Raw genomic sequence first — 12255 nt, 5'->3', positions numbered from 1 at the left:
GTGTCGGGCGGGGCGTCGGGATAGCGGAACCGGACGTCGTGGAAGCGGAGTCCCCTGTCGGGGACGTGAGCGGTGCCGGTGCCGGTGCCAGGGGCGGGGCCTGTGCCTGTGCCTGTGCCAGTGCCCGGGCCGGAGGCGGTGCCGGGGCGTGAGCGGGTGCCGGAGCCGGTGCCGGTGACCGGGGCTGTGGCCGTGGTGGTGTCGGACCTTTCCCCAGCCTCCTCCACCTCCGCGTCCATCACCTCGAAGTACCGCTCCGTCGCCGTCGCCGCCTCCTGACTCATCGCCAGCAGGAAACCGATCGACTCCACCGGCCACCGCAACGCCAGCGCCGTCGAGAGGAACGCCACCAGGGTCCCCGCCGACAGAACACCGTCGGCCACCTGGACGACCCCCACCACAAGCGCCGCCCCGATCGCCACCTCCGGCAGCGTCACGATGACACCCCAGATCGTCGCCAGCAGCCGCGCCTTGCGCAGTTCCGTGCCGCGCAGCGTCTTCGACAGGTCCCGGAATGCCCGCTCCTGGCTCCGGTGGCGGCCGAAGCCCTTGATGATGCGGATGCCGAGCACACTCTCCTCGACGACCGTCGTCAGGTCGCCGACCTGGTCCTGGGCGCGCCGGGCCAGCTTCGCGTAACGCCTCTCGAAGATCACGCACGTGACCAGGACGGGGACGGCGGGCCCGAGGATGACCAACCCCAGCGTCCAGTCCTGGAGCAGCATGATGATCACGCCGACGAGGATCGTCACCCCGTTGACCAGGAGGAACGTCAGCGGGAACGCGAGGAACATGCGCAGCAGCATCAGGTCCGTCGTCCCCCGGGACAGCAACTGCCCCGAGGCCCACCGGTCGTGGAAGGCCACCGGCAGCCGCTGGAGGTGCCCGTACAGTGCCGCCCGCATCGACGCCTCGACGTGCGAGAGCGGCCGGGCCACCAGCCACCGCCGCAGCCCGAACAGCAGGGCCTCCGTGAAGCCGAGCAGCAGCAGGAACAGCGCGCCGAGCCACACCCCCGCCGGGTCCCGGCCGGCGATCGGCCCGTCCACCATCCACTTCAGGGCGAGCGGGATCACCAGGCCCACACAGGAGGCGAGTATCGCGACGAACGCGGCGCTGAACAGCCGCCCCCGCACGGGCCGCACGTACGGCCACAGGCGCAGCAGCGTACGCACGGCGGAACGGTCCTGGGCGGGGGCTGGTGTCGTGGCCATCAGCAGCGAGCCTACGGATCGCCACTGACACTGCCCACCGAGTTTCCGCCGGACCCGGATCGGCCGTTGGTCCTACGACCTGGGCGTTCGAGGGGTCGTACGGTGGCGTCAACCGATCGGCTGATGTCCGTTCGAGCGCGACGGCCGATGCGACGGACCCCGTCCCGCCGGGACCCTCTTCACATGCCGACCGCACCCGTCATCGACGTCACCGACCTGCGCAAGACCTACGCCGGCCGCCCCGCCGTCGACGGTGTCTCCTTCACCGTCGAGGAAGGGGAGATCTTCGGGATCCTCGGCCCGAACGGCGCCGGGAAGACCACCACCGTCGAATGTGTCGAGGGGCTGCGCGTGCCCGACTCCGGCCGTGTCCGCGTGACCGGCCTCGACCCCGTCGCCGACCACGAGCGGGTCGCCCAAGTCCTGGGCGCCCAGCTCCAGGAGAGTCAGCTCCAGCCGAAACTCACCGTCCGTGAGGCGCTGGAGCTGTACGCCGCCTTCTACCCGGCTCCCGCCGACTGGCGTCCCCTGGCCGAACGGCTCGGGCTGGAGGAGAAGTTGTCCACCCGGTTCGCGAAGCTCTCCGGCGGCCAGAAACAGCGCCTGTTCATCGCGTTGGCCCTGATCGGCGACCCCCGGGTCGTGGCCGGGCTTCCAGGTTCTCGGGGAGGCACCGAACGGCGTCGAGGCGGTCTCGCTCGCCGCGGGCCTGGACCCGGACGTGATCCTGATGGATCTGCGCATGCCGGGCGGCGGGGGAGTGGACGCCATCCGTGAACTGGCCCGCACCGGCGCCCGCGCCAAGGTCCTCGTCCTCACCACCTACGACACCGACTCCGACACCCTCCCCGCGATCGAGGCGGGTGCGACCGGCTACCTCCTGAAGGACGCCCCGCGCGAGGAGCTGTTCACGGCGGTGCGGGCGGCGTCGGAAGGCCGCACCGTCCTCTCCCCGGCGGTGGCCTCCCGCCTGGTCTCCGCGGTCCGTACGCCCAGGGCCCCCGGCAACGAGCCGCTCTCCGCCCGTGAACGTGAGGTCCTGGCCCTGGTGGCCAAGGGCACCTCCAACCGCGAGATCGCCCGCGAACTGTTCATCAGCGAGGCGACCGTGAAAACCCACCTCACCCACCTCTACGCCAAGCTCGGCGCCAAGGACCGCGCCGCGGCGGTGGCGGCGGGCTACGACCGGGGGATCCTCGGCTAGGGAGTGGCGCCGCCGACAGGTGCCACGCCGCCGGATGGCCCATCGCACCGCTTCGCGGCCTTTCACCCTCTAATCTGCGCAATATGAAGAAATGTCATATCGCACCTCTGGCATGCGCGGCGGCGCTGCTCGGGACGGGTCTGGGCGCCGCCGCGCCGACCGCCACACACACGGTCCATCTGGTGAGACCGGGGGAATCGATCCAGGAGGCGGTGGACTCCGCCCGGCCGGGCGACACCGTCCTGCTGGCCCGCGGCACCCACCGCGAGAGCGTCAGCGTCAGCACACCCGGCCTCACCCTGCGCGGCATGGGCCGCGGCACGGTGCTCAAGCCGCAGAGGGCCCCGGGCACCGCGACCGCGCCGGACACCGGCAGGGCCGCCGACAGCTGCGCCGCGGCCGGCAACGGCATCTGCGTCGAGGGCACGCGGGACCACCACGTCGACGGCGTCACCATCGCCTCCCTGACGGTGACCGGCTTCGGCAAGACCGGTGTCTACGCCCACGACGCCGACGGGCTGACCGTGCAGAACGTGAACGCGGTCGGGAACGGGGTGTGGGGCATCGCCACGGAGGAGTCGCTCCGCGGGATGTTCCGCGGCAACACCGCCCGCGACAACGGCGACGCGGGCCTGTTCCTCGCCAACACGGTCACGGAGGAGCGGGGCGCCCTGGACACCGGTGGAACGGTGGTCGAGCACAACCGGCTGGAGGGCAACCGGATCGGCGTCACCGTCCGCCGGCTGCGCAACCTGACCGTCTCGGACAACCACGTCACGGGCAACTGCGCCGGGGTGTTCGTCGTCGGCGACGAGAACAAGCCGAAGGCCGGCCTCGTGACCGTGCGCGACAACCGCATCGTGCGCAACAACAAGTCCTGCCCGAAGACCGCCCGGCTGGACGCCCTGCAGGGGTCCGGAATCGTGCTGACGGGCACCGAGGACAACCTGGTCACCCGCAACGTGATCAGGGACAACGCCGGCACCTCCCCGCTGTCGGGCGGCATCGTCGTGTTCAAGAGTTTCGTCGGCACGACCAGCGAGCGGAACCGGATCAGCGACAACCTGCTGCGGGGCAACGCTCCGGCGGACCTGGTCAACACGGACCCCGGTCAGGGCAACACGTTCCAGGGCAACACCTGTCGGCTGTCCAGGCCCGCAGGCCTGTGCTGACCCCCCACCGTTGACGTGATCGAAGTAGGAAGGCGGCACATGACGACCACCCAGCCCGCACCTCCGCCGTCCATGCGGCTGCGGGAACTCGCCTTCGGGGCGGCATGCGCCGCCGCCCTTCGCGCGGCCGCCCGGCTGGGCGTCGCCGACGCCCTCGGTGACGACCCCATGGCCGCGGAGGACATCGCGGCCGCGGTGAAGACCGAACCCGGGCCGCTGCGACGGCTCCTGCGAGCCCTGTCCTGCCACGGCGTCTTCGCGGAACGCCCGGACGGGACGTTCACACACACCGACGTCTCCCGGCTGCTGCGCGAGGACGACCCCGACAGTCTGCGCGCCATCACGCTGTGGTGCACCGAGCCGTGGACCTGGGACGTCTGGCCGCAGCTGGACGAGGCGGTACGCACCGGCCGGAACGTGGTGGAGGGCCTGTACGGCAAGGAGTTCTTCCCCTACCTCAACGAGGACGCCCCGGAGTCCGCCGACGTCTTCAACCGCGCGATGACGACCTCCAGCGTGCAGTCCGCCCGCGACGTCGCGGAGTTCCTCGACCTGACCGGCCACACGTCGGTCGCCGACATCGGCGGCGGCCAGGGGCACGTGGTGGCGAGCCTGCTGGACAAGTACCCAACCATGCACGGGACCCTGCTCGACCTCCCCAGGGTGGTGGAGAACGCCGTGCCGAGACTGCGCGCGGGCGGCGACCTCGCCCACCGGGCCCGCGTGGTGCCCTGCGACGTCCGGACGGCCGTACCGGTGAAGGCCGACGTCTACGTCATCAAGAACATCCTGGAGTGGGACGACGAGAGCACCGCCCGCACGCTGCGCAACGTCCGTGAGGCCGGCGGACCAGGGACGCGGGTCGTGGTCATCGAGAACCTCGTCGACGACTCGCCCTCGATGCGGTTCAGCACCGCGATGGACCTGCTGCTGCTCCTCAACGTCGGCGGGGCGAAGCACACCACCCGGAGCATGCTGGACCGGCTGGCCGAGGCGGGTCTGACCGTCGACGACGTCAGTCCGGTCAATCCCTACCTGCACGCGTTCGACTGCCGCGTCCCCGGCTGACCCGGCCGCGCCTCCCGCGAGCCCCGGTGACTCCGGGGCTCCGCCCCACCCGAAAGCCACCGGCCGCCGGGCCCGCGGTGTCGCGGGCCCGGCGGCCGGTGACTGCCGCTACGGTCAGCCGGCCGGTTCGCGCTCCCAGAGGTAGAAGCGCTGCGCCATGGCGTCCTTCGGGGAACGCCAGGTCTCGGGGTCGTACGCGCTGACGTACGCGGCCAGCCGCTCGCTGACGTCCCGGAACTCGGGATGGCCGCTGATCCTGGCGATGGCGGGCCCGGGGTCGCGCTCGGCCTCGATCAGATGCATGTACACATCGCCGAACTGGAAGAGGCTGCGCCGGGTCACACCGACGAGGTGCGGCAGCTCCCCGCGGTCGGACTCCTCGAACACCTTGGCGATGTCGGGCGCCGATCCCGGGGCCATCCGGGCGACGATCAGAGCTTGGTGCATGGGAGCTCTCCGTCCGGTTCAGCCGGTCGGACCGGCACTCGCGCCGCGCTCCGCGGCGATCTTCTCGATGCGGTCGCGGATCAGGCCCATCTGCACCTTGGAGTTCCGGTTGATGTTGTCCGTCATCCACGCGTCGTCGACCGGTGCGTCCGGCTTCATCGCGAAGTCCTGCGTCCAGACCATCCGCGTGCCGGCCGGGACCTTTTCGTACGCCCAGTGGATGTCCATGTGGGCGAAGGGGCCCGTCTCGACCCGCCGGGCCTTGACGGTGAGCGTGTCGCGGTCCGGTTCGCGCTCCGAGACCCAGCTCCACACGGTGCCGTTCTCGTCGGGGTGCATGGTCAGCCGGAACGTCGTCCTCGGGCCCTCCCGGGAGAGGATCTCGACGGAGGCGTACTCGCTGAACAGCTGCGGCCAGTTCTCCAGGTCGTTGGTCACCTCCCACACCAGGTCCACCGGCGCCGCGATGGTGATCTCGTTCTGCGTGTGTCCGGCCATGTCACGCTCCTGCCAGGAGGGCACCGTTGACGAGGTCGAGGAACTGCCGGGGCGTCTTGGAGCGTTCGGCGTCCGTCGGCATCGGAGTGCCGTACCGGTTCTCCAGCTCGCCCACGATGCCCAGCAGACCCAGTGAGTCGACGCCGAGGGCCTCGAACGCCGACTCGTCGCGGCGCAGATCCTCCGGGGCGACGGTGACGCCGGTGCACTTCTTCATGAGTTCGGACAGCTCTTCCACAGTGATGCGGTCAGTCATGCCATTCCCTTCCTTGCCTGTTCGACGGCGCCTCAGGACGAGGCGTCGGTGGCGCCGTGCCGCAGCACCAGCGCCGAGTTCGACCCCATGAGCCCGCGGCTCAGGACCAGCGCCGTGCGTACCTCGCCGGTACGGGCCCGGCCTGTCACGAGGTCGAGGTCGTGGCAGATGTCGAAGACGTTGGGGGTGGGCGGGATCAGACCGTGCTCCATCGAGAGCACCGCTGCCGCGACGTCCATCAGCGGCGCCGCGCAGTAGCCCCGGCCGATCCCGGTCTTCGGCGCGGTGACGGGCACCCGGGTGCCATGGGCCCCGAGAGCGTCGGCGATGGCCAGGGCCTCGGCCCGGTCCGCCTCCGGTACGCCGAGGGCGTCGGCGAACACCACGTCGATCTCCTCGGGGGCACAGCCGGCCTCCGCCAGAGCGCCCCGGACGGCCTGGGCAAGGCCCTCCCTGGTCTCCTCCCAGCGGGAGGCTCCCGTGAAGGTCGCCGCGTGTCCCGCCAGGTGGGCCCGCACGGGCGCGCCCCGCTCCCGGGCCGTGCTCTCCGCCTCCACCACGACCATGGCGCCACCCTCCGCGGGCACGAACCCGCAGGCCGCGGACGTGAACGGGCGGTAGGCACGGGTCGGGTCGTCGACCGTGCTGAGTTCCCCGTAGCCGAGTTGGCAGACCACCGAGTAGGGCGCGATCGGCGCCTCGGTCGCCCCGGCCACGATCACATCGGTGCCGCGCCGTACGGCTCGTGCCGCGTGGGCGAGGGCGTCCAGGCCGCCGGCCTCGTCGGCGGCGACGACCGAGCAGGGGCCCTTGAAGCCGTGGCGGATGGAGATCTGGCCGGTGCTGGCGGCGTAGAACCAGGCGATGGACTGGTACGGGCCGACGAAGCGACTGCCCTTGCCCCACAGCTGCTGGAGCTCGCGCTGCCCGAACTCGCCGCCGCCGGAACCGGCCGCGGTGACCACACCCACGGAGAAGGGCACCTCGTCGGTCACGGACCGGGGGAGCCGGGCGTCGTCCAGCGCGAGGTCTGCCGCGGCCATCGCGAAGTGTGTGAACCGGTCGGTCTGGACCAGGAAGCGCTCCTCGATCGCCGCCGCCGGGTCGAAGTCGCGCACCTGGCCCGCCACCCGCAGCGGCAGATCCTCACAGCCCTCCCGGGTGACGCGGTCCAGGACGCTGATGCCCTCCCTGGTGGACTTCCAGAACGTCTCGGTACTGGATCCGTTGGGCGCGACCACACCGATTCCCGTGACGGCCGCGCGCCGTGGACGAGGTTCGCTCATCGTGACTTCTCCCTCGGCCGGGTCATGACCACCGCGGACTGGAACCCGCCGAATCCGCTGCCCACCGAGAGCACGCTGCCGAGCTTGCGCTCGCGGGCCACGCGGGGGACGTAGTCCAGGTCGCACTCGGGGTCGGGGGTCTCGTAGTTCGCGGTCGGCGGTACCACCTGGTGGGTCAGGGCCAGCACACAGGCGACCAGTTCGATCGCTCCGATGGCGCCCAGCGAGTGGCCCACCATCGACTTGATGGAACTCATGGGTGTCTCGTATGCGTGCGGTCCCAGGACCCGTTTGACCGCGGCGGTCTCGTGGCGGTCGTTCTGCTTGGTGCCCGAGCCGTGCGCGTTGACGTAGTCGATCGCGGTGGGGTCGAGCCGCGCATGGTCGAGGGCGTCCTCGATGGCGCGGGCCATCTCCACGCCCTCGCTGGTGAGGCCGGTCATGTGGTAGGCGTTGCCGAACGTGGCGTAGCCGCCGAGCTCGCAGTACACGCGCGCGCCGCGGGCCCTGGCGTGTTCGAGCTCCTCCAGGACGAGTACGGCGCCGCCTTCGCCCATGACGAATCCGTCGCGGTCGGCGTCGAAGGGGCGCGAGGCGTGGGCCGGGTCGTCGTTGTTCGACGAGGTGGCCTTGATCGCGTCGAAGCAGGCCATGGTGATCGGGGAGATCGGCGAGTCCGAGGCACCGGCTATGCAGATGTCGGCCCGGCCTTCCTCCACGGTGTGGAAGGCGTAGCCGACCGCGTCGAGCCCGGAGGTGCAGCCCGTGGACACCGTCTGGACCGGGCCGCGCGCCCCGAACCGCTCCGCCACCGTCGAGGCGAGCGCGCCGGGCGTGAACGCGCGGTGCAGGTCGGGGCCCGCTTCCCGGTGGTCCACGTCCCAGCGCTGCCCGCCGTGGCTGACCAGGACGTAGTCGTGCTCCAGCCGGGTGGTGCCGCCGACCGCCGTGCCGAGCGAGACGCCGACACGCCAGGGGTCCTCGGCGTCGAGGTCGAGGCCGGAGTCCCGTATCGCCTCGTCCCCCGCCACCAGGGCGAACTGGATGTAACGGTCGCTGCGTTCCACCTCCCGCGGGTCCAGGCCGTGGGCCGTGGGGTCGAAGTCGCACTCGGCGGCGATCCGCGAACGCAGACCGGACGGGTCGAAGAACGTGATGGCCCGTGTCGCCGTGCGCCCGGCCGCCAGGAGGTTCCAGAACGCCGGCACGCCCGTGCCGCCGGGAGCGACGATACCTATGCCGGTGACCGCCACCCGCCTCGTCATGAGCGGACCTGACGTCGTGCGACCGCCTCCGCTCCCACCACTGCGGACTCGGCGTCGGTCTCCTCGGTGTCGACGTGGCCCAGCGGCGGACTCGGTGCCAGGGGACCGAGGTGGAAGACCAGCCGGGCCTCCACATCGCCGACGTTGCGGAAGCGGTGGCGCACGTTGACGGGAATCAGCAGCCCCTGCTCGGGCCGGAGCGGGTGCGGCTCCCCGTCCAGGTCCACCTCGAGCTGCCCGCACACCACGTACACGAACTCCTCGGAGTACGGGTGGTAGTGCTCGCCGATTCGGTCACCGGGCTCGATGAGCGCCACGCCCATGAATCCACTGGTGGCGCCCACCGCGGCCGGAGTGAGCATGGCGCGCAGGTCACCGCCTCGCCGGCGGTTGGGCTCGACGTCGCTCAGGTTCACGATGTTGGGACGAGATGTGATCACGCGTTCCTCCGTTGAGGTGCTGCGCCAACGCGGGAGAGGCGGCATCGCCCCTCCCACGGATGGCGAATCAGGCGTCGGGCGACCGGCGGTCGGTGACGAGATCCATGCGCGCCCGTTCGAGCAGGTGTGCGAGGCTGTCGTCCTTCGACGTGGCCACGTCCATGCCCGCGGCGTCGTCCAGGAGCGTCGTCAGCTCGGCCACCTGTGCCGAGCCGGACAGACCGAGAAGATGGCCGGGGTCGGCCTCCTCGATTCCGCCGTGCACGTCGATCAGCCGTACGACGACGTCGTCGCGCTGGAAGATCGTGCTGCGCAGGACCGGGCTGCGCGGGTCGTCCGCCGCCGCCTCGTCCCGGTGGGCCAGGAGTTCGGCGAGCTGCATGCCGCGCTCCGGCCGCGCCGGGTAGTACAGGGCGTACCGTTCGCCCTCCGGCTCCTGCCGCCCCGCCCTCACGTGGTGGACGGCCGGCAGCGCGGCCCTGGTGAAGAAGACCCGGGCGGATTCGGGGTCGCCAAGGTCCCGGTCCTGCTCCAGATGGGGATTGATGGCCTCCTCGACGGCCCGCACCTCGGGCTGCCGGGCGACGTGGCGCAGCGCGGCCAGCAGGTCGCCCCGCACCTCGACGGCCCGCACCACCCGGTTGCCGTGCATGAACAGCGAGGTGCGGCACAGCCGGGTGGTGTCGTCGACCTTCGGCTCGGGCGAGTCGTAGTCGGCGAGGATCTTGGCGACGATCTCCTCGCTGCCCGGCTTCACGGTGAACGTGAGCGCGTGCCGGATCACACCGTCACCGATCCGGGGAGCCGTCTGGAGGCGGCGCCCGGCCGGGTCGGCGCCCTTCGCCGGTCCGCCGGTCTCGCGGACGACGTGGAAGCGCAACGACCGTGTGTCCCGCACACAGCTGTGCAGCGGCTCCACCATCCGTACGTGCTCCTCGCTGTTGACCCAGGCGAGGAACGGCGGGGCGCTCTCCCACTCACTGGTGATGAGCCACTGGGAGGGGTTCTCGATCGACTGGCACAGCTGGTCGCTGACATGCCCGGGGACGGACGCGACCTGGTTGCACAACTGTTCGTAGGCCTCCAGGAACTCCTGCTGGGCCCCGTCGTGGACGTCGACCAGGAGGACGACGCGGAGTCGGGAACCGTCGAACACGGACTGGGAGACATGGTGCGAGGCCTGTCGCGCCCGCGAACCTGCCCCCCGTTCGGACGTGGTGGTCATCCTGCGCACATCTCCTTCGCGGCGGGGAACGTGAACGCCGGCCGCAGGGATGCGACGTCGGCGTTCCTCGATCCTGGGGCCGTCCCCGCACATCGCGCGACTCGGACGACGTCCGCGAGTGACCGGGGCGGGTGGCCGTCGGGCGAGACCGGTCAGGACAACCGGGCCGTCCGCGTGGTCCTAGGTCCGTCGGTCGCAGTGGCCCGTCCGGGTGATGAGCGCGGGGCCGCCCGCCCCTCATCACCCGTCGGGGCACTCGCCGGTTCGAGGGCCGCGGGGACTCAGCCGACCGCCAGCCCGGTCCTCAGGACCTGGCGCAGCACCTGTTCGGCATCCGGGTCCGGAGCCGGCGACCGCCATGCGACGAACCCGTCGGGCCGGACGAGCACGGCGCCCCCGGGCCCCGTGCCGTGGCGCTCCGCCCAGTCGGCGGCGTCCTCCGGCACCAGGTCGGCCTGGGTTCCGGTGCCCACCCGGTACGACCTGAGCGGGAGGGCCAGCTCGTCGGCGAGGCGGATCGCGGCCTCGTGCCACGCGTTCGGCTCATCGGCGTCGCTGAGCAGCACCAGCGACCGCTCGTAGAGGTCGAGCGTCGACATCCGTTCGTCCCCGTGACGCACCCACAGGTGCGGGGCCCTGCTGCCGGGGCCGCCGGTCAGGTCGAGGCTCTCGGGTACCACGGGGGCCGCGGGATCGGCGCCGACGACGGCGCCCTGCGGGTAGCGGTACCCGAGGGCCACGTTCAGGATGCCGCGCTGGGGACCGCCGCCCGCTCCGGCCGGCGCGGCGAATCCGGGATGGCTGTGCTCGGCCGACCGGGCCGCGGCACGCGCGCTGGTGGCCTCGGCCACGGGACGGCGCTCGGCGTCGTAGGTGTCCAGCAGGTGATCCCCCGCCCAGCCGTCGAGTACCGCGGCGAGCTTCCAGGCGAGGTTGTGCGCGTCCTGGATACCGGTGTTGGAACCGAAGGCCCCGGTGGGGGACATCTCGTGAGCCGAGTCACCGGCCAGGAACACGCGTCCGGACCGATAGCTGCGGGCGACCCGCTGAGCGGCGTGCCACGGCGCCTTGCCGGTGATCTCCACATCGAGGTCGGCGACCCCGACCGCCCGGCGGATGTGCTCGACGCACCGCTCGTCGGTGAATTCCTCCAGGGTCTGGCCTTGTTCGGGATGCCAGGGGGCGTGGAAGACCCAGTTCTCGCGGTTGTCCACCGGCAGCAGGGCGCCGTCGGCCTCCGGGTTCGTCAGGTAGCAGACGATGAAGTGGCGCTCGCCCACGACATCGGCGAGGCGGCGGGAGCGGAAGGTGAGGCTGACGTTGTGGAACAGGTCGCCGGGCCCGCTGTGCGCGATACCGAGCTGCTCCCGCACGGGGCTGCGCGGGCCGTCCGCGGCGACGAGATAGTCCGCGCGGATGGTGGTGTGCTCACCCGTCTCGCGGCTCTTGACCACGGCGGTCACACCGGTGGTGCCGGCGTCGAACGACATCAGCTCGGTGGCGAAGCGCAGGTCTCCTCCGTGCCTGCGGGCGTTGTCGAGCAGGACCGGTTCGAGGTCGTTCTGGCTGCACAGGCACCAGGCGCTGGGGCTGAAGCGGGCCAGGCCGCCCCCCGGGTCGATGTCCTTGAACAGCCACTCGCCCGCGTCACCGGTCAGCGTGGGCGTCTGGAGGATGCCCTTGTTGACGGCCAGGGTGGCGGCCGCCTCCTGGATCGCCTTCTCGACACCCGCCACCCGGAACAGTTCCATCGTGCGGACGTTGTTACCCCGGCCTCGCGGGTGAATGGAGGTGCCCGCGTGGCGCTCCACCAGCATGTGCGGCACGCCCAGCCGTCCCAGGAACAGCGAGGTCGACAGGCCGACCAGGGACCCGCCGACGATGAGGACCGGGACGCTGATGGTGTGCGGACCCGTCCGTCCGCCTCGTTCGTTCATCACTGTCGCCTCCAGCGCGTCGATACCGCCGACCCGGCCGGATGCGGCGGAGATCCTCATGCATGCCCCGGGAAGGTGACAGTGGCTCAGGCTTCACCCGCCTGCTGCGTGCTGCCCGTCCGCACCCGCCGACCGCGTCCGCTGCCCCGACGGGGTCACCCCGCCACCCGCAGCAGCAGCACCGCCCGCGCCGGCATCGTGATCTCCGACCCCGCCCGGTGCTCCACGCCCGGTGCCTCCCCC

The 12255-nt window shown here is 71.5% G+C and carries 11 protein-coding genes and 2 pseudogenes; 4 read left to right on the top strand and 9 right to left on the bottom strand.

The features are described 5' to 3' along the window. Positions 1-1214, bottom strand: a 1214-nt coding sequence (locus tag C1J00_RS27170) for an ABC transporter ATP-binding protein (protein WP_146046264.1), incomplete at its 3' end; no start/stop codon positions are given. Between the two features lie 183 nt (positions 1215-1397). On the opposite strand from C1J00_RS27170, the pseudogene C1J00_RS45500 reads away from it, so the two are divergent. The 4 genes and pseudogenes from C1J00_RS45500 to C1J00_RS27155 form a co-directional block, all read left to right on the top strand. Then, positions 1398-1859: pseudogene (locus C1J00_RS45500) on the top strand (ABC transporter ATP-binding protein); the annotation flags it as partial. Next, a pseudogene (locus C1J00_RS27165) lies at positions 1855-2418 on the top strand (LuxR C-terminal-related transcriptional regulator); the annotation flags it as partial. The pseudogenes C1J00_RS45500 and C1J00_RS27165, both read left to right, overlap by 5 nt. 83 nt (positions 2419-2501) lie before the next feature. Then, positions 2502-3590: a right-handed parallel beta-helix repeat-containing protein gene (locus tag C1J00_RS27160; protein ID WP_102911652.1), complete on the top strand. Its 1089-nt coding sequence runs from the start codon at positions 2502-2504 to the stop codon at positions 3588-3590. Between the two features lie 39 nt (positions 3591-3629). Further along, a complete protein-coding gene (locus C1J00_RS27155; RefSeq protein WP_102911651.1) occupies positions 3630-4658 on the top strand; it encodes a methyltransferase in 1029 nt (342 codons plus the stop codon). 114 nt (positions 4659-4772) lie between these two features. Here the strand turns inward: C1J00_RS27155 and C1J00_RS27150 are convergent, their stop codons facing one another. The 8 genes from C1J00_RS27150 to C1J00_RS27115 form a co-directional block, all read right to left on the bottom strand. Next, on the bottom strand, positions 4773-5105 hold the full coding sequence (locus C1J00_RS27150; RefSeq protein WP_102911650.1) for a TcmI family type II polyketide cyclase: 333 nt from the start codon (positions 5103-5105) through the stop codon (positions 4773-4775). An 18-nt stretch (positions 5106-5123) separates the two neighbouring features. Continuing rightward, positions 5124-5603, bottom strand: coding sequence for an SRPBCC family protein (locus tag C1J00_RS27145; protein WP_102911649.1), 480 nt, complete (start codon positions 5601-5603; stop codon positions 5124-5126). A 1-nt stretch (position 5604) separates the two neighbouring features. Then, complete coding sequence (locus C1J00_RS27140) at positions 5605-5859, bottom strand: acyl carrier protein (RefSeq protein WP_102911648.1); 255 nt, start codon at positions 5857-5859, stop codon at positions 5605-5607. 32 nt (positions 5860-5891) lie between these two features. Beyond that, complete coding sequence (locus tag C1J00_RS27135; RefSeq protein WP_102911647.1) at positions 5892-7145, bottom strand: ketosynthase chain-length factor; 1254 nt, start codon at positions 7143-7145, stop codon at positions 5892-5894. Beyond that, positions 7142-8410, bottom strand: a complete 1269-nt coding sequence (locus tag C1J00_RS27130; protein ID WP_102911646.1) for a beta-ketoacyl-[acyl-carrier-protein] synthase family protein — start codon at positions 8408-8410, stop codon at positions 7142-7144. The genes C1J00_RS27135 and C1J00_RS27130 overlap by 4 nt, the downstream gene beginning before the upstream one ends. Next, positions 8407-8850, bottom strand: a complete 444-nt coding sequence (locus C1J00_RS27125) for a cupin domain-containing protein (protein ID WP_245936528.1) — start codon at positions 8848-8850, stop codon at positions 8407-8409. Before C1J00_RS27125 ends, C1J00_RS27130 begins: the two co-directional genes overlap by 4 nt. 67 nt (positions 8851-8917) lie before the next feature. Next, positions 8918-10075 (bottom strand): SchA/CurD-like domain-containing protein, encoded by a 1158-nt coding sequence (locus C1J00_RS27120; protein ID WP_102911644.1) that lies wholly within the window; start codon positions 10073-10075, stop codon positions 8918-8920. A 281-nt stretch (positions 10076-10356) separates the two neighbouring features. Then, the gene (locus C1J00_RS27115; protein WP_102911653.1) at positions 10357-12012 is read right to left on the bottom strand and encodes an FAD-dependent oxidoreductase; all 1656 of its coding nucleotides are present in this window, start codon (positions 12010-12012) and stop codon (positions 10357-10359) included. Positions 12013-12255: the final 243 nt, after the last annotated feature.

The organism is Streptomyces cahuitamycinicus, assembly GCF_002891435.1.
Lineage (GTDB): Bacteria > Actinomycetota > Actinomycetes > Streptomycetales > Streptomycetaceae > Streptomyces > Streptomyces cahuitamycinicus.
The sequence above is the reverse complement of the archived record's forward strand: the minus strand, read 5'-3'. Positions and strand labels throughout refer to the sequence as shown.

Coding starts and splice junctions, on each gene's coding strand:
- C1J00_RS27145 (WP_102911649.1), bottom strand. CDS start 5,603: ATGGCCGGACACACGCAGAACGAGATCACCATCGCGGCGCCGGTGGAC.
- C1J00_RS27150 (WP_102911650.1), bottom strand. CDS start 5,105: ATGCACCAAGCTCTGATCGTCGCCCGGATGGCCCCGGGATCGGCGCCC.
- C1J00_RS27135 (WP_102911647.1), bottom strand. CDS start 7,145: ATGAGCGAACCTCGTCCACGGCGCGCGGCCGTCACGGGAATCGGTGTG.
- C1J00_RS27120 (WP_102911644.1), bottom strand. CDS start 10,075: ATGACCACCACGTCCGAACGGGGGGCAGGTTCGCGGGCGCGACAGGCC.
- C1J00_RS27140 (WP_102911648.1), bottom strand. CDS start 5,859: ATGACTGACCGCATCACTGTGGAAGAGCTGTCCGAACTCATGAAGAAG.
- C1J00_RS27115 (WP_102911653.1), bottom strand. CDS start 12,012: ATGAACGAACGAGGCGGACGGACGGGTCCGCACACCATCAGCGTCCCG.
- C1J00_RS27155 (WP_102911651.1), top strand. CDS start 3,630: ATGACGACCACCCAGCCCGCACCTCCGCCGTCCATGCGGCTGCGGGAA.
- C1J00_RS27130 (WP_102911646.1), bottom strand. CDS start 8,410: ATGACGAGGCGGGTGGCGGTCACCGGCATAGGTATCGTCGCTCCCGGC.
- C1J00_RS27160 (WP_102911652.1), top strand. CDS start 2,502: ATGAAGAAATGTCATATCGCACCTCTGGCATGCGCGGCGGCGCTGCTC.